This window comes from Leucobacter sp. cx-42 (genome assembly GCF_014529985.1).
Classification (GTDB): Bacteria; Actinomycetota; Actinomycetes; order Actinomycetales; family Microbacteriaceae; genus Leucobacter.
This window is the reverse complement of record NZ_JACVMU010000001.1, coordinates 396831-418117: the sequence shown is the minus strand read 5'-3', so window position 1 is coordinate 418117 and position 21287 is coordinate 396831. Positions and strand designations below refer to the sequence as shown.

The 21287-nt window shown below is 62.7% G+C and carries 20 protein-coding genes; 8 read left to right on the top strand and 12 right to left on the bottom strand.

The annotated features are described in order from the left end of the window. The first annotated feature begins 24 nt into the window (after positions 1–24). Positions 25–1017, top strand: a complete 993-nt coding sequence (locus ICM05_RS01850; RefSeq protein ID WP_188022840.1) for an aldo/keto reductase — start codon at positions 25–27, stop codon at positions 1015–1017. 463 nt (positions 1018–1480) lie between these two features. Here the strand turns inward: ICM05_RS01850 and ICM05_RS01845 are convergent, their stop codons facing one another. Further along, positions 1481–2209 (bottom strand): alpha/beta fold hydrolase, encoded by a 729-nt coding sequence (locus ICM05_RS01845; RefSeq protein ID WP_215401719.1) that lies wholly within the window; start codon positions 2207–2209, stop codon positions 1481–1483. Between the two features lie 198 nt (positions 2210–2407). On the opposite strand from ICM05_RS01845, the gene ICM05_RS01840 reads away from it, so the two are divergent. The 5 genes from ICM05_RS01840 (at position 2408) to ICM05_RS01820 (ending at position 6405) form a co-directional block, all read left to right on the top strand. Then, entirely contained in the window at positions 2408–3382 is a 975-nt protein-coding gene (locus ICM05_RS01840; RefSeq protein ID WP_188022839.1) for a methyltransferase dimerization domain-containing protein, read from the top strand. Between the two features lie 57 nt (positions 3383–3439). Next, positions 3440–4579, top strand: a complete 1140-nt coding sequence (locus ICM05_RS01835) for a hypothetical protein (protein ID WP_188022838.1) — start codon at positions 3440–3442, stop codon at positions 4577–4579. Next, entirely contained in the window at positions 4576–5673 is a 1098-nt protein-coding gene (locus ICM05_RS01830) for a phosphotriesterase (protein ID WP_188022837.1), read from the top strand. The genes ICM05_RS01835 and ICM05_RS01830 overlap by 4 nt, the downstream gene beginning before the upstream one ends. A gap of 108 nt (positions 5674–5781) precedes the next feature. Then, positions 5782–6063, top strand: coding sequence for a type II toxin-antitoxin system Phd/YefM family antitoxin (locus ICM05_RS01825; RefSeq protein ID WP_188022836.1), 282 nt, complete (start codon positions 5782–5784; stop codon positions 6061–6063). A gap of 3 nt (positions 6064–6066) precedes the next feature. Continuing rightward, positions 6067–6405 carry a hypothetical protein gene (locus ICM05_RS01820; protein WP_251364429.1) on the top strand — a complete coding sequence of 113 codons (339 nt, stop codon included), beginning with the start codon at positions 6067–6069 and terminating at the stop codon, positions 6403–6405. 9 nt (positions 6406–6414) lie between these two features. Here ICM05_RS01820 and ICM05_RS01815 read toward each other — a convergent pair whose 3' ends face one another. The 7 genes from ICM05_RS01815 to hpaH all read right to left on the bottom strand — a co-directional run bounded on the left by ICM05_RS01815 (position 6415) and on the right by hpaH (position 13898). Next, a complete protein-coding gene (locus tag ICM05_RS01815; protein WP_188022835.1) occupies positions 6415–7011 on the bottom strand; it encodes a TetR/AcrR family transcriptional regulator in 597 nt (198 codons plus the stop codon). 289 nt (positions 7012–7300) lie between these two features. Beyond that, the gene (hpaD, locus tag ICM05_RS01810) at positions 7301–8443 is read right to left on the bottom strand and encodes a 3,4-dihydroxyphenylacetate 2,3-dioxygenase (RefSeq protein WP_188022834.1); all 1143 of its coding nucleotides are present in this window, start codon (positions 8441–8443) and stop codon (positions 7301–7303) included. Between the two features lie 43 nt (positions 8444–8486). Beyond that, the gene (hpaE, locus tag ICM05_RS01805; RefSeq protein WP_188022833.1) at positions 8487–9983 is read right to left on the bottom strand and encodes a 5-carboxymethyl-2-hydroxymuconate semialdehyde dehydrogenase; all 1497 of its coding nucleotides are present in this window, start codon (positions 9981–9983) and stop codon (positions 8487–8489) included. Between the two features lie 43 nt (positions 9984–10026). Continuing rightward, positions 10027–10704 carry a GntR family transcriptional regulator gene (locus ICM05_RS01800; RefSeq protein ID WP_188022832.1) on the bottom strand — a complete coding sequence of 226 codons (678 nt, stop codon included), beginning with the start codon at positions 10702–10704 and terminating at the stop codon, positions 10027–10029. A 2-nt stretch (positions 10705–10706) separates the two neighbouring features. Next, on the bottom strand, positions 10707–12218 hold the full coding sequence (locus ICM05_RS01795; protein WP_188022831.1) for a fumarylacetoacetate hydrolase family protein: 1512 nt from the start codon (positions 12216–12218) through the stop codon (positions 10707–10709). An 85-nt stretch (positions 12219–12303) separates the two neighbouring features. Continuing rightward, positions 12304–13128 carry an HpcH/HpaI aldolase/citrate lyase family protein gene (locus tag ICM05_RS01790; protein WP_188022830.1) on the bottom strand — a complete coding sequence of 275 codons (825 nt, stop codon included), beginning with the start codon at positions 13126–13128 and terminating at the stop codon, positions 12304–12306. Beyond that, entirely contained in the window at positions 13113–13898 is a 786-nt protein-coding gene (gene hpaH, locus ICM05_RS01785; protein ID WP_188022829.1) for a 2-oxo-hept-4-ene-1,7-dioate hydratase, read from the bottom strand. The genes ICM05_RS01790 and hpaH overlap by 16 nt, the downstream gene beginning before the upstream one ends. A 321-nt stretch (positions 13899–14219) precedes the next feature. Between hpaH and ICM05_RS01780 the strand changes: the two genes are divergently transcribed. After that, positions 14220–15599, top strand: coding sequence for an MFS transporter (locus tag ICM05_RS01780; RefSeq protein WP_188022828.1), 1380 nt, complete (start codon positions 14220–14222; stop codon positions 15597–15599). A gap of 275 nt (positions 15600–15874) precedes the next feature. On the opposite strand, the gene ICM05_RS01775 is transcribed toward ICM05_RS01780, so the two are convergent. Then, on the bottom strand, positions 15875–17335 hold the full coding sequence (locus tag ICM05_RS01775) for an MDR family MFS transporter (protein ID WP_188022827.1): 1461 nt from the start codon (positions 17333–17335) through the stop codon (positions 15875–15877). Then, complete coding sequence (locus tag ICM05_RS01770) at positions 17332–17694, bottom strand: DoxX family protein (RefSeq protein WP_188022826.1); 363 nt, start codon at positions 17692–17694, stop codon at positions 17332–17334. The genes ICM05_RS01775 and ICM05_RS01770 overlap by 4 nt, the downstream gene beginning before the upstream one ends. 139 nt (positions 17695–17833) lie before the next feature. Here ICM05_RS01770 and ICM05_RS01765 point away from each other — a divergent pair, with 139 nt between their 5' ends. Continuing rightward, positions 17834–18352, top strand: coding sequence for a helix-turn-helix domain-containing protein (locus ICM05_RS01765; RefSeq protein WP_353055785.1), 519 nt, complete (start codon positions 17834–17836; stop codon positions 18350–18352). A 526-nt stretch (positions 18353–18878) separates the two neighbouring features. On the opposite strand, the gene solA is transcribed toward ICM05_RS01765, so the two are convergent. Both solA and ICM05_RS01755 read right to left on the bottom strand, forming a co-directional pair. Beyond that, on the bottom strand, positions 18879–20051 hold the full coding sequence (solA, locus tag ICM05_RS01760) for an N-methyl-L-tryptophan oxidase (RefSeq protein ID WP_188022825.1): 1173 nt from the start codon (positions 20049–20051) through the stop codon (positions 18879–18881). Positions 20052–20146: 95 nt separating this feature from the next. Continuing rightward, positions 20147–21274, bottom strand: a complete 1128-nt coding sequence (locus ICM05_RS01755; RefSeq protein WP_188022824.1) for a tyramine oxidase subunit B — start codon at positions 21272–21274, stop codon at positions 20147–20149. Between the last annotated feature and the right edge of the window lie 13 nt (positions 21275–21287).

Below are 21287 nucleotides of genomic sequence, written 5' to 3'. Positions count from 1 at the left end.
TTGACCTGCAAGGAGGCAGCGATCATGACCGACGTACGCGTACCCAAGCGCAAGCTTGGTGCTGGAATCCCCGAAGTGCCGGTGTTTGCCCTCGGATCCTGGAATATCTGGGATCGCATGGATGCCGACGCGCGCCGCGCACTCATGTCGCGCGCGGTCGAGGTCGACGCCGCGTTCTTTGACGTGGCGTATTACAACATGGGCCCGCACGCTGAGGCGTCCCGCACCGACCTGCTCTTCGGCGAGACCCTGCGCGAGCTCGGCCTCGCGCGCTCGCAGTACCAGCTCTGCGGCAAGCTGTGGCTGTGGGAATATCCCGCGACCGGCTTCGCTGGCCAGATGGACGAGTCATTGGCGCGGATCGGTGCAGGCAACGGGGGCCCCGAGTCCTTCGACACTGTAGTTGTTGGCGACTTCTTTGGCGACATTGATATCCGTCAGGTGGTGCACGATGTGCAGGCCGAGATTGACCGCGGCAGCTTCGCAAGTTGGGGCGTGAACAACTGGGCGGCCGAGGCGCTGCAGACCGCGCTCGACGTGTCGGCTGAAGAGGGCTTGACTCCGCCGAGTTTTGCGCAGCTGAAGTACGGACTCGTGCGCCGCAGCATGGCCGAGGGGGAGTTCTATGGGCGCTGGTTCGAGGAGGGGACCCTTGCATTGCAGGCATCTGACGCCTTCGAAGGCGGCATTCTTGTCGGCAAGCTCGCGCCTGCACGAAAGATTGGTGCTGATGTTGGTGGAATCCGCGAGCAGATCGTCGCCGCGTACCCCGAGGTGGAGCGCATTGCGCGTTCGTTCGACGCGACGCCCGCGCAGCTTGGACTGGCGTTCACGCTGGCAAACCCCGCGACCGCGAACGTGCTGTTTGGCGCTTCGAGTGTGAAGCAGCTGAATGACAACCTTGGTGCCATCACGCTGCTTGAGCGCGTTGGCGCTTCGGCGCTACGTGAGGCTACCGCTGACCTGTGGCTCGACCGTGACGTGCGCGCCGATGGGCTGTGGGAGCCTGCTGGGTAGTTCGCTTCGCTCTGAAGCTCGGCCGTTCGGTCGTTCGCCGGGCTTTGCTCAACCCCTCGAAAAGGGCCCGTTTTGCCGAAACGGGCCCTTTCTTGCGTCTGAAAGTGATTGTTTCGCGAGGAACGGTGCTTCTCGACGGGGTGAGGTTGGCAGACCGGCGCGTCGCCCGGCCTGTCTGTCCCACTGCCGCGACACTTTGCGTCAGCCTTTGGGGTTGCGGTGCGGCCGCTGGCCGCACGGAACTCCCACAGGTGCGAGCGGGCGGGTTGAATCTGCCCGCGCCCGACCTTAGGCAGCACACAACCCCACGAAACGGGCACTTTCTCGCGAGATGCATAGTTGCAACGCGCAGAAACTATCTGTTTCGGCAGAAAGGGCCCGTTTCGCGGGGCTGAATGGGGCTGAGCGGGGCTGAGCAGAATAGAGCAGAATGGAGCGGGGTTCAGCCGGGGTGGAGCCAGGCCTACGCCAAGAAGTTCACCACGGCCGCACGGAACTCCGCGCTGTCGAGCGCCCTGCGGTGGTCGCCGGGCACGCGCTCGAGCGATCCCTCGGGCAGTGCCTCGACGAGGCCCTCGATGCCCTGCGTCATCTGATCTTCAGAGCCTGCGACGAGCAGTGCGGGAACCTGAGGTGCATTTGCGGAAGGGTCAAAGGGTTCAGACGCGAGCCCGACGATGAGCTTCGCGAGCGATGCGGTGTCGCGGCCCGGCGCGGAGATCATGCCGGCCATCATTCCGACGAGGGGGTTTGCGGGATCCGCGCCCCCGAGTGCAGCTTCGAGGTCGGCCGAAGATACCGCACTGAATGGTTCAAAGGGGCTTACGCCGCCGAGTACCACGCGGCGAATCTGTGCCGACTGGCTGGGAAGTTCCCAGCCGAGGCGTCCGCCGAGTGAGTAGCCGACGACGTCGACAGCTTCGGCCGTGCCGAATTCGCCAGCGATCGTTGCGAGAATTGCCGCGGTCACTGCCGAGGTGCTTGCGGCGTCGGTCGCTGCACCTTCGACGGGGGTGTTTGCGCCGTGGCCGGGGAGATCGATCGCGATGCCGGTGCGGCCGGCCGCAGCGAGGGCATCGGACCAGTCGGCGGATCCGAAATCCTCAGCCGCACTCGACGCAAAGCCGTGCAGGAGGGCGATCGGGGGAAGTTCTGAGGTGGCAGCGCCAATGCGCTGGAACGTAAGAGTCACGGTGAAACCTTTCGACGGTGAAGGGTGGTGGCGGGTGAGGGGTGTTCGAAAGATCCGCCCACCGCGTTTTTCTATGGTAGTAGAAAATAAATGAAACCGCGGCTAGACATTGTTAGTCTACGCTTGTAGAGTTTCCCGCAGACCCCCTCGGACAACGTCGTCCCGCCACCGGGAGGACCTCGAACACAAGGAATCCTCATGACTGCAACCCCAGAACGTATTGTCGACATCGCGATCGGCTTCATGGGCGCAAAGCAGCTCGATGCGGCTGCTCGCATCGGCATCTTCCGCGCACTTGCAGACGGCCCCAAGACCGTCGCGGAGCTCGCAGCCGCAACCGCTCACTCGGAGCGCCAGGTGCGCACCCTCGCTGACGCAATGAACGGCCTCGGCCTGCTCGACCGCGCGGCAGGCAGCTACTCGCTCGTCGCCGACTCGGCAGAGTACCTCTCGGGCAAGGGCGATATCGATCTCACCCCGTTCATTGCGTTCCTCGGTGACATTAGCTACAAGCAGTGGCTCGGGTACGACAAGACCGTCGACACCGACGAAGCAGGTACCCTCGAGCTGTCGGAGGCTGGCTGGGCTGACTTCATGGCCGGCGTCATGACCTACAACGACCTGCACGCTGAGCAATTCGGCAAGGCGCTCGACTTTGCGAAGTACACGAGCATCCTCGACTTCGGCGGCCTCGCAGCCGGCTTCGCGATTACCGCGATGCAGCAGAACCCCGGGCTCACCACCCGCTTCGTCTACGCGCCCGGTTTCGGGGACGGCATCGGCGGCGCAGCTGAGGCAGCTGGCGTGGCGGATCGCATCAGCATCGAAGAAGTGCCCACCGAAACCGCAACCCCGGGTGGCGAGCACGACCTCGTCCTCCTCGGTGGCGTACTGCACCGCTTCACTCCCGAGCAGAACCAGGACATCCTGAAGGCATCGCGCGACGCTGCACAGCCCGGCGCGAACCTCATGATCATCGACTTTTTCCTGGATCAGGATGATCGCCAGCGTGCGATCGACGCGATCCATGCGGGTGAGTACTTCAACATCGACGGCACCCTCGTGTACCCCGTCGAGCAGGTCACCGCATGGCTCGACGGCTCGGGCTGGAAGTTCGAGAGTCTCGTAGAACTCCCGGGCTGCCCCCGCGTGCTCGTCGCGACCGCGGTCTAAGCGACCCGATCCGCGCCCGCGCCCTGCCCTGCACCCGCCCTGAAAGGACCGACCGTCATGCCCACGAACACCGCCATTTGGCGCACTGTGTGCGGAAGCCAGCTAGCCACCGACCTCACCTCGGTGCTCGCGGCAGAGACGCTCGTCATCTCTCCGGTGCGGGTGCCGGGCAACCGCGGCCAGGCCGCGACTGCCGCTGCGTTCGAGCGCGAGCCGGTCTCGATCGGTGCGCTCGGCAGGCTCATGATGGGGGGCCGAAACCGGGACGACGCAACCCTCGCCGCCGCAGACGCCTACGCAGAGCTCACCGCACTCGCGAGCGTCTGGGGTGGCGCGGTCGAAGCGGCCCCGGCGGCCCAGGCCGCCCCGACCGGTGCCGTCGTCGCGCTCGAACCGCTCGCTGCCGCGGGCTATGAGCGCGCCCCACAGGCTGCCGATCACGGTGCGACCCTGCGCGAGCTCAGTAAGGAGACGGGTGTCACGCTCCTGCGTGGCACCAACGGCGGCTGGGCAGCTGACGTGTCCATTGCGGATGCCGTGTCGCGGATCACCGACGCCCTCAACGACCCCGCCGGCCCAGCCGGCGTCATCGGCGCACTGCCGATCCCCAGCACGAACGAGGCCGCAGTATTCCTGGAGCAGGCCGCCCGCCTCGCCGCAGAAACTGGCGTCTCGCTTGTGCTGGACGGTGAAACCGCTCTCACCCCCACGCCTGATGGCTGGGATGCGCGGGTGCGATCCGCGCTCGACATCATCGACCGGGCCGGCCTTGGCCGCGACCGGGTCGTGATCGCGGGAATCACCTCGCTCATCGCCGAGAGACACACATCGGGACGCTTCGGCGTCGGCATCGATCCCGAACGCCTCGGTCGCGTGACGGCGCTCGGCACCGCCCTGTGCTTCGATGGTTTGGGGCGGATCCCGAACGTCACGACCGTCGTCTCAGATCACGACATCGCGGTGGCGATCATGGGTCTGGCCGCCGACGGGCACGCAGATCGCCTGCTGCTCAGTTGCGGCATTACCCAGAAGCATCGGCTCACGGCGTTTGGTGGCAACGGCCTCGGATTCATCACGCAGCAGTACGCGCCATACCTCGGGATGTTCGGTGCCGATGCAGCGTTGCTCACAGCCGTGACCGGCGGGAACGCCGCACGCATCTTCGCCCTCACCGCAGCCGAGGAGGCGCAGGCATGATCGACGACCTCAACATCCCGAACCGTGCGGGCCTCGTGCAGACCGTGCTCGGCCTCGTGCGGCCCGAAGACCTCGGCCGCACGCTTATGCACGAGCACATCTTCCTCGACATCCGCCGCCCCCTGCACGCCGCAGAACCGCGGCCGGGGGAGTGGGATAACGCGGCAGAAACTCCGCTCACGCTCGACAACCTCGCGGCCGTGCGCCGTGGCCAGCCGTGCGCAGACAACGACGTGCTCGGCGACTTCGCAGAAATGCTCGACGAGGTGAACGATTTCGCCCTCGCCGGTGGCGGCACCATGGTCGAGGTCACCCCGCGCGAGGTCGGCCGCGACGCCGCAGCGCTCGCGCGCCTGAGCCGTGCCTCTGGCCTCAACCTCGTCATGGGCACCGGCTGGTACCAGAAGCAGCTGCACCCCGCAGACTTCGCAGACCGCACGCTCGAGGAGCTCACTGAGATCCTCGTCCGGGACATCGTGCTCGGCGAGCGCGTCGGTCCCGGCGCCGGAGCCAGCTCGCGCGTGCGTGCCGGCATCATCGGTGAGGTCGGCGCTGAGGGCAACCCCGTTGACGAGCAAGAGATGCGCAGCGTCCGCGCAGCCGGCCGCGCCTCGGCGCTCACGGGCGCCCCGATCACGCTCCACATGGGTGGGTTCGGTGAGGCGAAGCTCCGCGTGCTCGATGCGCTGGAAGAAGAGGGGGCGGATCCGCGCGCTGTCGTCTTCGGTCACGCGGGAACCGCGGCCGATGACATGCCCCTCGCGCGAAAACTGCTCGATCGCGGCGTGACGCTCGAGGCCGACTTCTTGGGAACGACCGGCAGCCCGTGGGGCACCCTGTTCCCGTTCACCGACCGTGGCGTCGCACGCGGCTTCGCGCAGCTCGTCGCCGACGGCTGGGAATCACAGCTCGTGCTCGGTGGCGACGTGTGCCAGCGCGTGCAGCTGCGCCGCCACGGCGGACACGGCTACGGCTACATCGAGGAACACTTCCTGCCGACGCTCGCCGAATTCGGCGTGAGCGACGAAGCACTCGACGCCATGATGGTGGCCAACCCGGCTCGCGTACTCGCGTTCCGGGCGCCCCGCGTTTAGTCTTTGGGGATCCTCTCAAATTAGCCGGAGGGCTCGTGGACATAAATATGTACATCTTTATGAACACATTTATGTGCGAAAAGGTGAACAAAGATTTAGAATAGTGCCATGGCTATTTCACCAGTGCTCCCCAGTGGGGAAGCTCGCACCGAGCTTCCGAAAGCTCTGCGCCGCTTCCGTGAGGAAGGTGCGCTGGCAGAGCCGTTGATCTTTGGGTCGCATCGACGCCCAGAGGCTGTTGTTATTCCGTTCGAGCTCTATGTATCTTTGCTACCCGCAATTGAAGAGCTTGAAATTGCGCAGCTCGTACGTGATCGTCGCGCGGAAAAGGCTCGCCCCCTGAGCGAATTTGCTGAGGAGCTTGGGCTCAATTCGGCTGATTACGAGTAGCTCGTGCGCCGCAAGCTTGCACTCACGAGCCTTCCCGGATTTGAACGTGACGTGCATGCGCTCCCTGATTTGCGGACCAAGAAGATGGCGCTCGACATGCTCGCGCTTATCCGAGACGGCCGGATACAAGGCAAGCCCCTCGGGCAGCATGTGAAAACTGGCGACCTCTCGGACTGTTTCAAGCTCTACTTTGATCCGATTGGGGTTGGCAAGCCGAGGTACAGGCTTGTGTATCGTTACACGCCAAATGAAATCGAAGCTATCGCGCTCGAAGCGGTTGCTGTTGGCGAGCGCAATAGCCTGAACGTTTACCTTATTGCTGCAAAACGACTAGGCCGTTAGGTTTTTGCCCTACTTCGCTTGGCGCAGGCGCGCGACGAAGTCAGTGACCTGGTCTTCGAGAATCTGCGCGCTCAGGTGCTCGGGGCTCACGACCCGCACGACGGTCGCGCCAATGTTCAGCAGGATGATCTCCGACACGATCTGCTCATCGGGCTTCGTGGTGACGATGTCACCGTCTTCGCGGCCCTGGCGCAGGTACTCGAGGTAGCCGGCCTTCCACTCGCTGAGGTGCTGGCCGTAGCCCTGCTCGATCTCGGAGCTGAACGCGCAGCGCTCCCAGAACGAGAGCAGTACGCGGGCCGCAGTTGCTGACTCTTCGTCGACCGGAAGCGTGTACCGCATCGCGGTCTCGAGCGCGTCGATGCCGCGCTTGCCGCGCACCTGGTCTTCCAGGCGCTTCTGCAGGCTGCCGAGTGAGCGCGCGTAGGCGCCCTCGATGATTGCGTCCTTGCCAGAGAAGTAGTGCTTGAGTGCCCCGTTGGCGAACCCTGCCCGCGTCGCGATTTCACGCATCGTTGCGGCCTCGATGCCGCCCTCCACGATGAGCTGCCAGGTCACCTCGACGATGTCTTCGCGGCGCTTATCGTGATCGATGATCTTGGGCATTCGTCCTCGCTGACTGGTCGTGGCGGCACTGAACCTGGTTGGCGGATCAGCGGGGTCACTGACTTGCGACACAGGAAACTTTTATATCCAACATTGTAGACGAAAAACCGCCCTCCCGACCAGGGGTAATGCCGGTGGGGCGACGCAAAACGGGGAACAAGTGTTGCGTAATTACGTGGCTCAGAACCTGGCGAGAAAAGTGTTGGGCCCCGGTACTCGCGTGTAACGAGTACCGGGGCCCAACGGTGTGAGTGCAACTCCGGTGAGAGTGCGACCTCTGAGCGAGTGCTTAGAGGGTGTTGCCGAGCTTGAAGCCCTGCTCCTTGTCGCCGTCGCGGGTGTACGAGAACCCGTCGGCGCCGATGGTGACAGCCATCTCCGAATCATCGGTGCGGCTGATGACGGGCTGGGGGTTGCCGTCAAGGTCGAGAACGAGCGAAGCGTCGGTGTACCACGACGGTACGACCGGGTTGCCCCACCAGTCACGACGCTGGTTGTCGTGAACGTCCCAGGTGATTACGGGGTTGTCGGGATCGCCGGTGTAGTAGTCCTGCGTGTAGATCTCGACGCGGTGGCCGTCGGGATCACGGAGGTAGAGGTAGAACGCGTTCGAGACACCGTGACGGCCGGGGCCGCGCTCGATGTGATCGCTCAGGCGGAGTGCACCGAGCTTGTCGCAGATCGCGAGAATGTTGTGCTTCTCGTGGGTTGCGAACGCGACGTGGTGCATACGGGGGCCGTCGCCACCGGTTGCAGCGGTGTCGTGCACGGTGGGCTTGCGGCGCAGCCATGCAGCGTAGACGGTGCCGTCTTCGTCCTGAATATCCTCAGTGACGCGGAAGCCGAGGTCCTGGTAGTGGCGGACCGCACGGGGAACGTCAGGGGTGACCTGGTTGAAGTGGTCGAGGCGGACGAGCTCACCGGGGGTGTGCAGGTCGTAGCGCCACGAGAGACGCTCAACGTGAGTGGTCTCGAAGAAGAACTCGTAGGGGAAGCCGAGGGGATCGACAACGCGAACCGAGTCACCGATGCCCATGACGAAGCCCTCGGGGTTGCGGCGAACGTCGCAGCCGAGCTCGGTGTAGAACTCAACCGCGCGGTCGAGGTCCTCTGCCGAACGGACGCGGTACGAGAATGCAGCCACTGCAGCGATCGGGCCCTTGCGGAGCACGAGGTTGTGGTGGATGAACTCCTCGGTCGAGCGCAGGTAGACGACCTCGTCGTCCTCAGCGGTCACATAGAGGCCGAGTACGTCGACGTAGAACTGGCGCGACTTCGCGAGGTCGGTGACGACGAGCTCCATGTATGCACAGCGGAGGATGTCGGGCGCCTGCGACTTGGGAGTCGAGACCGGGTTGTCGGTCTTGATCGGTGCTTCTTCGGTTACCCAGAAACCGGACGAGGTCTTCTCACGACCCTTGAGATCTGACATTATGCTTCCTTGCGTAATTCGTAATTGATGAGTGGCGGATCGGCTACTTGCCGAGTCCAAACTTGGGGGAGTGTGCTTCGTTCAGCGTGATGTGCACAGCCTGCTGATCGGTGTAGAAATCGATCGAACGGTAGCCGCCCTCGTGGCCGAGGCCCGAAGCCTTGACGCCGCCGAAGGGGGTGCGGAGGTCGCGAACGTTGTTCGAGTTCAGCCAGACCATGCCAGCCTCAACCGACTGCGCGAAGTTGTGCGCACGCTTGAGGTTCGAGGTCCAGATGTACGCTGCGAGACCGTACTTGGTGTTGTTCGCGAGTGCGAGCGCTTCCTCGTCGGTGTCGAACGGCGTAATTGCAACGACCGGGCCGAAGATCTCTTCCTGGAAGATACGTGCATCGGGAGCGACGTCTGCGAAGACGGTCGGCGACACAAAGTTACCGGTCGGGAACTCTGCGGGGCGGCCGCCACCTGCGACGAGACGACCCTCAGTCTTGCCGAGCTCGACGTAGCTCATGACCTTCGCGTAGTGCTCGGGGTGCACGAGTGCGCCAACCTCGGTTGCGGGATCGCTCGGGAGGCCAACGACAACGTTCTTCGCACGCTCTGCGTAACGCTCAACGAACTCGTCGTAGATGTCGCGCTGGACGAGGATGCGGCTGCCAGCGGTGCAACGCTCGCCGTTCAGGCTGAAGACGCCGAAGACGGTTGCGTCGAGTGCTGCGTCGAGGTCAGCGTCTGCGAAGACCACTGCGGGGCTCTTGCCACCGAGCTCCATCGACAGACCCTTGAGGAAGGGAGCCGAGTTGCCGAAGATGAGCGAGCCGGTGCTGCTCTCGCCGGTGAACGAGATGAGCGGAACGTCGGGGTGCTTGACGAGCGCGTCGCCAGCCTCTTCACCGAAACCGTTCACGAGGTTGAAGACACCGTCGGGGATGCCTGCCTCGCGGAAGATCTCGCCCCACAGCGATGCCGAGAGGGGAGTGAACTCTGCCGGCTTCAGCACAACGGTGTTACCGGTTGCGAGCGCGGGGCCAAGCTTCCACGACTCGAGCATGAAGGGCGTGTTCCACGGGGTGATGAGACCTGCAACACCGATGGGCTTGCGGTTCACATAGTTGATCTGACGACCGGGCACCTTGAAGGTGTCGTCGTGCTGCGCAACGATGAGGTCTGCGAAGAAACGGAAGTTCTCAGCCGCACGACGCGCCTGGCCCTTCGCCTGAGTGATGGGCAGACCCGAGTCGTAGCTCTCGAGCTGTGCAAGCTGCTCGTCGCGTGACTCAACGATGTCGGCAACCTTGTGCAGAATGCGTGAACGCTCGCGGGGGAGCATCTTGGGCCAGGGGCCCTCGGTGAATGCGCGGCGTGCAGCTGCAACAGCAAGGTCAACATCGGCCTTCTGGCCTGCAGAAGCCTTGATGTAGGTCTCGTTCGAGACCGGATCGAGCACGTCGAATTCTTCGCCGCCAATCGAGTCGACGAACTTGCCGTCGATAAAGTGGCGGATCTTGTCGGGGAGGCCGGCAGGCTTTTCCTGAATCATGATTCCTACTTTCTTGGAGGATGAAAATTGAGGTGAATGAAAACTAGGCGACCGCTTCAGCGGTGTCGTGGCGCGTCTCCTCGCGGTATGCGAGCACTGCGTTGAGTGTGTTCAAGCGGTGCGCGCGAGCTGCGAGTTCGATGTCGAACGGGTCAGCGTGCGATTCGAGGAGGCGGAGAAGTTCGTCGTGTTCTGCGACGGACTCCTGGGCGCGACCGGGCACGAAGCTGAACGACGAGTCGCGCAGTACCTTCATGCGGTTCCAGCCGCGGTGAACAAGATCGAGAATGTGCGGGTTCGGGCAGCTCTCAAAGAAGACCGAGTGGAATTCCTTGTTGAGTTCGGTGAACCGGCGCGGATCGAAGCTTTCAAGCGTCTCGCGCATGCGCTCATTGATCGCACGAGCGCGGGCAATCTGCTCCGGGGTGACCGCGGGGGCTGCGAGCGAGGTGGCGGATCCCTCGACAAGCGCGAGCGTCTGCATCGTGTGCAGGTACTCGGTCTCCTTGAAGAGTGCGACCTGGGCGCCGACGTTGCGTTCAAAAGTCACAAGCTGCTCTGCCTCGAGGCGGCGGATCGCTTCGCGAACCGGCACCACTGACATCTCCAGCTCAGAAGCCAGACTTGCAAGCACGAGGCGGAAGCCGGGGCCGTACTCGCCGTCCTCGATCCGCGCCTTGATCTTGAGGTAGGCCACCTCAGACTTTGAACGTGAGGTCATGGTTACGCGCCCTCGCCAGCCGCGAGCTCTGCCTCGTAACGCGCACGCCACTCAGCATTCATCGGGAACAGGCCGTCGACCTTTGCGCCGGCAGCAACCTGGTCAGCAACCCATGCGTCCTCTGCCTCCTGCTTTGCGGAGTCGCGAGCGACCTCTTCGAGCAGGAACGGCGGGATCACGATGACGCCATCGCGGTCGCCCATGATGACATCGCCGGGCTGGACAGCTGCGCCGCCGCACGCGATCGTGACGTCGGTTTCCCAGGGGACGTGACGGCGACCGAGCACGCTCGGGTGTGCGCCCTGCGAGAAGACGGGAATCGCAAACTCTTCAACGGCCGAGTAATCGCGCACGCCGCCATCGGTGACGATGCCAGCTGCTCCGCGGAACTGTGCGCGCAGTGCGAGCACATCACCGACGGTGCCGGTCTCGCGAACGCCGCGCGCCTCAACGACGAGCACTTCACCCTCGTTGACGCTGTCGAATGCGCGCTTCTGTGCGTTGTAGCCACCGCCGTACTTCTTGAAGAGGTCGGGACGGAAGGGGATGAAGCGCAGGGTCTTCGCGATGCCGAGAATGCGGTCGCCCTCGTGGTTCGGGTGCACACCGTCGATGAAGATGTCGACGTAGCCGCGCTTGCGCAACGCTGCCGACACCGTTGCGACCGCAACACCGTCGAGCAGCTCGCGCAGCTCTGCAGTGAGGGGATGCGCCTCGACGGGCTTGTCGAGCGGCGAAGCCTTGCCGGCGGCAACTGCTGCCGCGTGCTCTTCCTCGCTGCCCCATGCTTCGACGCGCTGCAGGTCGTTGATCGCTGGCTTCGAGCCGAAGTCGCCGAACGCCTGGGTGCCCTGCGTGACGGTGGTCACCAGGCGACCGGTCGTCGGAGCGCCGGGCGCCGTGGGAGCGTCAACCTCTACCTCGACGACATCGCCGGGAACGACGACCGACGAGCCAGCGGGGGTGCCCGTGAGGATCACGTCGCCGGTCTCGAGCGTCATGTGCTGCGAGAGGTCGGCGACGAGCTGACCGAAGGAGAACTTCAGGGTGTCGCTGGTGTCGTTCTGGACGAGCTCACCGTTGACCCAGGTGCGCACGCGCCAGCTGTCCTGATCGATGCCGTCGGTCGAAATTGCGACCGGGCCAATCGGGGTGTAGCCGTCGCCACCCTTGTTGCGAACGTTCGAACCCTTGTCTGCGGAGCGCAGGTCGTAGAGGCCGAAGTCGTTTGCTGCGGTGACGTGCGAGACGTGCTTCCAGCCGTCTTCGGGGGTGACCCAGTGTGCTGGCTCGCCGATGACGAGTGCGACTTCACCCTCGAAACCGAGGAGCTCGGTGCCTGCGGGGCGCTCAATCATTGCGCCGGTCGGCGCGAGCGACGAAGCGGGCTTGAAGAAGTAGGAAGGGAACTCAGGAGTGCGACCACGCTGCGCAATGCGCGACGGGTAGTTGAGATGCACAGCAATGATCTTGCCGGGGGTCTCAATTCCGAGTGAATCGATGCCGAACGTCATGACAACCTCTGCTTCTTTGCTTGATGATATTTCTTATCGTATACGATCTGGGTGGATTTGTGAAATGACAAATCCTGGGAGCTTGCTAATAGCTCGCGCGAGGGGCGGATCCGCCGTCATCCCCACGGAAACTGTCAACGAGCGCTTCAGTCTGGCGAGCCAGAATTGCCACATCTGCACCGACGGCGACGAAGGAAGCGCCGGCCGCAATGTATCGATCCGCATCCGCGCGCACGAAGGCATTCACGCCAACCGGCTTGCCAGCAGCCTTGGCGGCCGCGATCACGTCGAGCACATTCGCGACGACATCGGGGTGGTTCTGCTGGCCCAGCAAGCCCATCGACGCAGCAAGATCGGACGGCCCAATGAAGATCGCGTCAACGCCATCAATCGCAAGAATCTCGGCCGCGTTGCGAACCGCCTCTGCCGACTCGATCTGTACGGTGAGACTGATCGTCTCGGACGCGCGACCCAGATATCCCTCGACGCGATTCCAGCGGGCGGATCGCGCAAGCGCCGAGCCAACTCCGCGGACGCCGCCGCCGACACTACCGTCGGGGTAGCGCACCGCGCGCACGATCTGCTCGGCCTGCGCTGCCGAGTCGACCATGGGAATGAGCAGGTTCTGTGCGCCAAGGTCGAGGAACTGCTTGATCGTGACGGTGTCGCCGTAGGGCGGGCGCACGAGCGGCGCTACCGGGTAGGCCGACATCGCGTAGAGCTGCGCGAGCACCGACTCGAGGCCGTTGGGGGAGTGCTCTGCGTCGAGTAGCACCCAATCGCAGCCGCTGCCGGCGACGATCTCAGCCGTGATCGGGCTGCCGGCGCAGGCCCACAGGCCGATAAGCGGGCGGGCGGTCTCAGCGAGGCGCTGCGTCAGCGTCGCCGGGAGGCTTAGATGAATCGGCACGTGATCGATCCCAGTTCTGCGTAGTCAGCGTGTACGGTGTCGCCGCGCTCCACCCACATGGGCTTCGTGAACGAGCCAGCAAGAATGATCTCGCCTGCTTCAAGCGACTGACCGTGCTGTGCGAGCTTGTTTGCGAGCCACGCGACACCGAGGGCGGGGTGACCAAGGATCGCACCCGCGACGCCCGAGTCTTCGATGGTTTCGTTGCGGTAGAGGAGTGCCTTTGCCCAGGTGAGATCGACCTCGTCCACCTTGACCGGGCGGCCACCGATGACCATGGCGCCCATTGCGGCGTTATCGCTGATGGTGTCAACGATCGTGCGACCCTCGAGCTCGAGGTGCGAGTTGAGGATCTCGAGTGCGGGAACCACGTATGCGGTCGCGTCGAGCACGTCAAAGATGGTGACGTTCGGACCCGAGAGCGGCTTCGAAAGCACGAAGGCGAGCTCGACCTCGATGCGAACGTTCGAGAAGCGATCGAACTCGATGACGGCGCCCGACTCGTGCACCATGTCATCGTGGATGACGCCGTAGTCCGGCTCCGAAATGCCGGTAGCAACCTGCATCACCTTCGAGGTGAGGCCGATCTTGTGGCCGACGAGCTTCGCGCCATTTGCGATGCGGCGATCTGACCACTCTTTCTGAATGGCGTAGGAGTCTTCGATGACCATGCCGGGGTAGCGGCTGGTGAGCTTCGGGAGGATGGTGCGGTCGCGATCCGCCTGCACCAATTCCTCTGCAATTGCCTTGATCTGTGCCTGCTCGAGCATGTGCCCTCCCAATCTGCGACTGCGCTGCCGCGTAAGACTTGCTCAAATCGTATACGATTCCCGGGCTCTTGTGCCAGCTCGAAAAGGGGGAAATTTGTTCGATAGTTAAACACTGTTCTGGACAGGGATTTTCTCCGACCGGAGATGCGTGAAATGTGATTTGCGTCCGCGAAAGATCGGTCTTACGATGTTTGGAATCGTATACGATCCCCAGTTCTGGAGGTCAGTACGCACAGGCGCTAATTGGGTGGCGCCGCAATGTGGCGGCAATAGGGCGCTGTCACATTCACCACACATCCAGACAAGGAAGTCGGAGCAACGATGTCATCATCAGCTGTCACACCGGCGCAACAACGCGAGTTGCGCAAGGTGGCCGCGGCCACAGTAATCGGTACCACCATTGAGTGGTACGACTTTTTCCTCTACGCCAGCGCAGCTGGACTCGTCTTTAACAAGCTGTTCTTCGAACCCGTCGGTTCGGAATACGGCACCATCATTTCGTTCTTCACGGTCGGCGTCAGCTTCCTCTTCCGCCCGCTCGGTGCGTTCCTTGCCGGCCACTTTGGTGACCGTCTCGGCCGCAAGTCGATGCTCGTGCTCACCCTGGTCCTCATGGGCGCAGCAACGACCCTCATCGGTGTGCTGCCGACCTACGCGCAGATCGGCGTCGCGGCACCGCTGCTGCTCGTGCTGTTGCGCGTGCTGCAGGGCCTCTCGACCGGTGGCGAGTGGGGTGCGGCAGTGCTTATGGCTGTCGAGCACGCGCCCGCTGGCAAGCGTGGCCGCATGGGTGCGTTCCCGCAGATCGGTGTGCCGATCGGCCTGCTGCTCGCATCGGGCGTCCTCGCGCTCATGACCGGTGTGATCTCACCAGGCGAGGCCTTCCTTGAGTGGGGCTGGCGTATTCCGTTCCTGCTGAGCATCGTCCTCATCATCGTTGGTTTCGCGGTGCGCCGCTCGGTTGAAGAGAGCCCGGTCTTCACCGAGATCTCGGAGCGCAAGCAGCAGACCAAGGTTCCCGCAGCGCAGCTCTTCAAGAAGCACTGGCTGCTCGTGCTCTTCGCGGCATTCACCTTTGCTGGCAACAACGCAGCTGGCTACATGACCACTGGCGGCTACATCCAGAACTACGCAACCACCCCCATCGAAGAGGGTGGCCTGGTAGGTATGGAACGCACTCCCGTGCTGCTTGCTGTCGCTGGCGCCTCGATTGTGTGGCTGGCAGTTACGTACTTCGCCGCGGTGATCTCTGACCGCATCGGCCGCAAGAAGACCTACGTCATTGGCTGGATTGCGTTCCTCGCGATCATCTTCATCTTGTTCCCGCTCGTCAACACGGGCAACGTCTGGCTGCTCTTCCTCGGTCTGTCGCTCTTCGCGATCGGTAACGGCTTTACGTACGGCCCGCAGGCGGCGTACTTTGCGGAGCTGTTCCCCGCCTCGATCCGCTACTCGGGCGTCTCGATCACCTACGCGATTGGTGCCATCCTCGGTGGCGCGTTCGCTCCGATGATTGCGACCTGGCTCGTGAAGACCACTGGCAGCGCATCCTCTGTCGCGTTCTACATTGCCGGCGTGCTCGTCGTCGCGTTCATCGCGACCCTGCTGCTGCGTGACCGTACGGACATTCCGCTCGACCCCGACAGTGAAGAGATCCAGGAAAAGGGTCACTTCATCTGGGAGAAGGCGCACAACGCGTAATCTCGAGAACTGTTTGACGGAGGCCCGGTGCATTGCGCACCGGGCCTCCGTTGTGTGCGCGGTGTGCTGCGTTTTTCGCCCTCGTCTGGAAATCGACCGAAAACCAGACGAAAACTTCTGTTTTCATGCTGACGACGGTCGATTTCCAGGTGGAGGTCGACCGCTGCCGCGGTTGGCCTTTGGCTAGTCGTGCTGTGGGTTGAGTGCTTTGCGTTGCCAGTAGCTCGCTGACGGTATCACCTAGTTACGTGATGGCTATGGGAGGCGGATGCAGATTACTGAGTTGGGGTTCGCTTCACGAACCAGGCACCAATTACCGCGAGAACTGAGAGCATCGCGCCGATCAGAAACGCGAACGCAATACCGTCAGCGCTTGCGGCAATGGCGCTTGCTCCTGATGCAGCTGAACTTGCTGACCGCACGCCGAGCACCGTTACAAACAGGGCTGTTCCAATGGCGCCGGCCACCTGTTGCACTGCGCCAACGGTTGCTGATCCGTGTGAGTAGAGCTGCGGAGTAAGCGAGCCGAGTGCACTCGTCATCAGCGGAGTCATCATCATCGCGAGCCCAAGGGACAGTCCAATATGGGCCGCGGTGACGAAAATCGGCGAGGTGTTCTCGGTGAGCTGGGTAAGCGACCACAGTACGGCACTCGCCAACATTGAACCGGGAATGACAAGAGGGCGTGGCCCGTAGCGGTCGAAGAGACGACCAACAAGTGGAGCGATAAGCCCCATAATGAGGCCGCCGGGAAGCATGGTGAGCCCCGTAGCTACGGGATCGAGGCCGAGTACATTCTGAAGATAAATTGGAAGCAGAATGAGCGTTCCAAACATCGCTGCCATCATGATCGTCACAAGCGACAACGAGAGCGCAAATGGCCGTGAGGCAAATACTCTGAGGTCAAGGAGCGCTCGATTTGCACGCTGAAGTACTAGTTGACGCCAAACGAATAGTGCGAGTCCGATGATGCCTGCAGCAAGCACAAGTCCGCCGGTTAACAGGCCGTCTGCGTTGCCAGATCCGATGGTTGAGAACCCGTACACAAGCCCACCGAAGCCGAGAGCTGAAAGTGGGATGGAAATTGCATCAAACTGCGTTTTTTGGGTCTCGCCAACGTTGGGCAACCGCAAGAAGCCTATGAGCAGCATCGCCAATGAAATCGGCAGGACGAACCAGAACAGCGCGCGCCACGAGAAAGCGTTGAGAATGAGCCCCGACACGGTCGGGCCAAGCGCAGGCGCGACCGCCATGACAATGGTGATTCGTCCCATAAATCGGCCACGTGATTCCGCTGGGATGAGCGCCATGATCGTGGTCATCAGCATTGGCATCATCATTGCCGTGCCGCCTGCCTGAATGACCCGAGCGACGAGTAGTAGTGGGAAGGTTGGAGCGAGTGCTCCGAGTAACGTGCCTGCGGTGAACAGCGACATGGCGAGCGTGAAGATTTGACGTGTGGTGAAACGCTGCAGGAGATAGCCCGTTGTGGGGATCACGATTGCCATCGTGAGCATGAATGCCGTTGTCGTCCACTGCGCGGCGTTCAACGTGATGCCGAGGTCGGCCGTGAGATGCGGGAGTGCCACGCCCATCACGGTTTCATTCAGGATCGTGACAAATGCTGCACCGAGGAGAAGCCAGATCGCTTTGGTGCTGCTGACGTGAGCGGTGTTAGCACCAGTGGCAGGCAGGGGATGTTCTGGGGCGAATGCCCCAGACGAGTGCTCGCTCACAGTGTCACGAACCAAAGAACAGCAACAGTGATTCCAAGCAGCATGAGAATGATGTTCATGTAGAAGGGCTCTTTGAAGCGGCGGTGGGCGAACACTGCGAGGAACTGGATGACTGCCAGACCAATAGCAGCGATTGGCCCGAGAATGGCGACGAACCCGATGAGTGGGAACACAATCACGGCGATGGCGCCAAGAACTTCAGCGGCTCCAATGAACTTCACGCTGCCGGGGCTGAGCTCCTGCAATGTAGGCATTGGCATGTCTGCGTGCGGCTTTGCGAGCTTCATGCCGCCGGCCATCAGGAACATGAACGCGAGGATTCCTGAGAGCACCCAGGTGATGATTGAAAGAACGAGCACTGCGTCTACTCCATAAGTAACTAAATGTAACTGAGGTACAGTGAGTAAGTATCGGTTACGGGGTGGCAGGCACTGCAACGTGACTGAGTTACTCCCGTGTGACTGACTATGGGTTCACTAAAGCGGAAATGGAAGACTGATGAGTGGTCAAAACGTTACGGTGTATGGCGTAGAGACGCCGAACAAGCTTGGTGGGGAGACAGCGGTGTTCGCCGAGGGCGCAGCCTCCGACCATCAGCTGGTCAGGTCAGCGGGGCATGATGAACCGCGAATGCAACATATTTGCGCGGTCGATGACCAACAGGCCGAGGTGTTTCGGTCGATCCTTGCACGCGTGGGTGATAAATGGAGCATGATGCTTATTGGCATGCTGCAGCAAGGCCCCTACCGTTTCACTGAGCTTAAACGGATGACTCCGGGTATCTCGTCGCGAATGCTCACCTTCACGCTGCGGCAGCTCGAACGCGACGGGCTCGTCGAGCGGACGGTGTATGCCGAGATTCCGCCTCGTGTCGAATACCGAGCAACCGTACTCGGGAGCACGCTCGTCGGACCAGTCATGGCAATTGCCGAATGGGCATTGACTCACCAAACCGAAATTGTCGCGTTCCGTGATCGATATGACCATGCGCAGGATGAATCGTCCTCCGCTCGATAGGACGGGAAGGGTCGGTTCTGGTCGGGTTGGGTCAGTCCTGGTCTGATCTGGTCAAGCAAATACTGCCGCGGTTGGCCGTGGGCCAACCTTGCCCTTGGCAAGATTGCTGCGGGTGAGCTTTGGCCGCGGTGTAATCTGCACGGGCGGAAGGTGCGGCGGGGATTTGCCGTAGATATGCGTTCTGCCCTCAATCGCGTATTTTGTGCTCCAAATTGCATGTCTACGGCCGATTACATATTTACGGCAAATCACACTGTGCCCGGCGCGCAGGCAACAGCAGACGCAAGCCAACACGCCATCGGCAAGGCACGGCGATAGCCGCGCCGCGGCAGACTCATATGCTGCTCTGCCCGGAGAAGTGGCGCACACAAAGCCTTGGGGTGCAGGCCGGAAACCACTCACCGTGGGTATGCAAAAAGACCTTCGGTAAGACGAAAACAGCAGAATTCGTCTTACCGAAGGTCGATTTCATACCGAGGCAAAAATTGCCCCGACGAAAGCCCCGGGCGCAGCCCGGACTCCCTTACTAGTGGCCACCGCCGGTGTACGGCCCGGTCTTCGCGAGGCGCTCCATGTGAGCGGCCAGCGCGAAGCGCGGGTCGATGGTGTTGTCTTCGCCCGTGACGAGCTGTGCGGCCCACTCGCCGATCTGCGGAGCGAACTTGAAGCCGTGTCCCGACAGGCCAGTCAGCGTCACGACGCGGCCGCTCTCGCTGCGGTCTACGACGGGCAGGCGGTCAGGCGTGTAGGCGCAGTGATGCACGCTCTCGCGTACGGGCTCTGGGTTGATGCCGTCGAACAGCTCTGCTGCGCGCTGGCCGATCTTGATGAGCTCCTCGCGGGTGTGGTGCTTCGGCACCTCAGCAACGTCGCGGAACACCGGCCACTCCGGGTTCGTGCACGCCTTGAACGCATAGCCGTCGAAGCTCGGGGCGCCGAAGAAGTGCACGGGGCCAGCGTCGCGCAGGAACACGGGGAACTTGTCTGGCACAAACGCCGCGGGGTCGCGGGGCATGAACCAGGTGAGGCCGAGCACCTGCAAGCGAAGCAGCTCGTCGAGCTCGGGTGAGAGGCGCGTCGACCACGAACCCGACGCGACGACTACCGACTGGGTGAGCCACGAGCCCTGCGTGGTGCGCACGACAACACCATCTGCACGCTCTTCAATGCCGATGACCTCGGTGTTGAAGAACAGGCGTGCTCCGTTGCGCTCAGCAACGTCGAGGGCGCTCATGACAGCGACCTCGGGGCGCAGCCCGCCGCCCTGCTCATCGAAGAGGGCGATGTCGTCATCGCTGATGATGTGCTGCGGGTATTCCGCGCGCAATTCCTCTGCCGAGAGCACACGGTGCGGGAGATCGAATTCCTTGACGGTGCCGAGCGCGACCTGCAGGTCGGGGAAGTCTGCGGGAGCGATGCTCAAGCAGCCGACCTCGGTGTAGATGTCGCGGCCCGAGTCTGCTTCGAGTTCGCGCCAGAGCGTGCGCGAGCGCTGGATCATGCGCACGTAGGTGCCACCCTCGTGCACCGCGGTGCGGAACACGCGTGACTCACCAGCGTACGAGCCGTGCGAGTGTACGCGGCCGTACTGCTCGATGCCGACAACGTCGAGCCCTTCGCGCTTGCTCAGCTGCCAGAGCGCCATCGAGCCAACAGCGCCGGTGCCGATGACGAGAACGTCAGTTTTCTGGAGTTCCATTTCTCTTTCCTCCGTGAATCAGTGTGCGATGTGTGCGATGCGGGGCGCGGATCGTTTCCCACGGTCGTGATCTGCGATCCGCGCCCCGAAAATGGTTAGGCGAGTGCGGGCTTGTCCCACAGATTCAGCTTGGTGCCGATGCCCTGCTCGAGTGCGTTGCGGTAGATCTTTGTTGCCCAGGCTACGTCCTCGGTGGGCATGCCGCCGACCGAGTAGATGAAGATCTCATCGTCGTGCTTGCGGCCGGGGGTCTGGCCGATGAGGATCTCACCCATGTCTTCGAACTGCTCGGGCTGCATGCGGCCGTCGCGGATCCGGTCGACGAGGTGCATGCCCCAGATGCCGACGGTCTCGTGCGCGGGAGCGGGAAGCTCCTCGGCCCAGGCCTGGTAGATCTTGCGGGCGTCAGCGACGTGGCGCGAGCGCAGGGTGAGCTCTTCGTCGAGGGCGAGGTGCGCCGAGCAGCAGATGAATGCGCCGGGCTTGACCCATTCGCTCGCGACGTACGGGTAGTTTTCTGAGCCCATCGGGCTCGGCACTGCGATGCTCACGATGTCTGCGTCGCGCACCGCGTGCTCGATGTCGGCGACCTGCTCGACGACGAGGTGCGGGAAGGTCTCGTTGGTCCACGCGGTGAAGGCGTCGATGCTGGACTGGCTGCGGCCGGCGACCTTGACGGTCGTGATGCCGGGGCGGGCTGCGACGAACGCCTCAAGTGAGGTGCGGTTCATGGGGCCGGGGCCGACGATGCCGACGACCTTGGCGTCTTCGCGCGCGAGTTCCTTGGCGCCAACGCCGGGGATCGCGCCGGTACGGTACGCGCTGAGCAGGTTGGCGCTCATGATCGCGAGGGGTGCGCCGGTGTCCTTGTCACTCAAGGTGAACATGAGGATGGAGCGGGGGAGCCCCTTCTTCTTGTTTTCGACGTTTGAGCCGTACCACTTGCAGCCGACGGTCTGGAATTCACCACCGAGGTAGGCGGGCATTGCCATGAATCGGCGGTCGGGACCGTCGAGCGGCATGCCGGCGAACGGCGACTCTGTCGGGAAGAAGATCTGCGCACCGTGCGAGTTGTTTTCGCTGCCTGCCATGCGGTAGTCGCCCGCTGCGAACAGCTTGAGGAGGTCGCTCATGGTGTCGACGCATGCGGCCATGTCGGTCACGCCTGCCGAGATCATGTCCTTCTCATCGAGGTAAAGGAAGTCGATCTGGGTGTCGGTCATGTGTATCTCCAAT

Bases quoted from the DNA above. Each gene is read 5' to 3' on its own strand.
- ICM05_RS01835 (WP_188022838.1), top strand. From the start codon at position 3,440: ATGCCCACGAACACCGCCATTTGGCGCACTGTGTGCGGAAGCCAGCTA.
- ICM05_RS01755 (WP_188022824.1), bottom strand. From the start codon at position 21,274: ATGACCGACACCCAGATCGACTTCCTTTACCTCGATGAGAAGGACATG.
- ICM05_RS01850 (WP_188022840.1), top strand. From the start codon at position 25: ATGACCGACGTACGCGTACCCAAGCGCAAGCTTGGTGCTGGAATCCCC.
- ICM05_RS01765 (WP_353055785.1), top strand. From the start codon at position 17,834: ATGAGTGGTCAAAACGTTACGGTGTATGGCGTAGAGACGCCGAACAAG.
- ICM05_RS01780 (WP_188022828.1), top strand. From the start codon at position 14,220: ATGTCATCATCAGCTGTCACACCGGCGCAACAACGCGAGTTGCGCAAG.
- ICM05_RS01815 (WP_188022835.1), bottom strand. From the start codon at position 7,011: ATGCCCAAGATCATCGATCACGATAAGCGCCGCGAAGACATCGTCGAG.
- ICM05_RS01795 (WP_188022831.1), bottom strand. From the start codon at position 12,218: ATGACGTTCGGCATCGATTCACTCGGAATTGAGACCCCCGGCAAGATC.
- ICM05_RS01825 (WP_188022836.1), top strand. From the start codon at position 5,782: ATGGCTATTTCACCAGTGCTCCCCAGTGGGGAAGCTCGCACCGAGCTT.
- ICM05_RS01830 (WP_188022837.1), top strand. From the start codon at position 4,576: ATGATCGACGACCTCAACATCCCGAACCGTGCGGGCCTCGTGCAGACC.
- hpaE (WP_188022833.1), bottom strand. From the start codon at position 9,983: ATGATTCAGGAAAAGCCTGCCGGCCTCCCCGACAAGATCCGCCACTTT.
- hpaH (WP_188022829.1), bottom strand. From the start codon at position 13,898: ATGCTCGAGCAGGCACAGATCAAGGCAATTGCAGAGGAATTGGTGCAG.
- ICM05_RS01840 (WP_188022839.1), top strand. From the start codon at position 2,408: ATGACTGCAACCCCAGAACGTATTGTCGACATCGCGATCGGCTTCATG.
- solA (WP_188022825.1), bottom strand. From the start codon at position 20,051: ATGGAACTCCAGAAAACTGACGTTCTCGTCATCGGCACCGGCGCTGTT.
- ICM05_RS01800 (WP_188022832.1), bottom strand. From the start codon at position 10,704: ATGACCTCACGTTCAAAGTCTGAGGTGGCCTACCTCAAGATCAAGGCG.
- hpaD (WP_188022834.1), bottom strand. From the start codon at position 8,443: ATGTCAGATCTCAAGGGTCGTGAGAAGACCTCGTCCGGTTTCTGGGTA.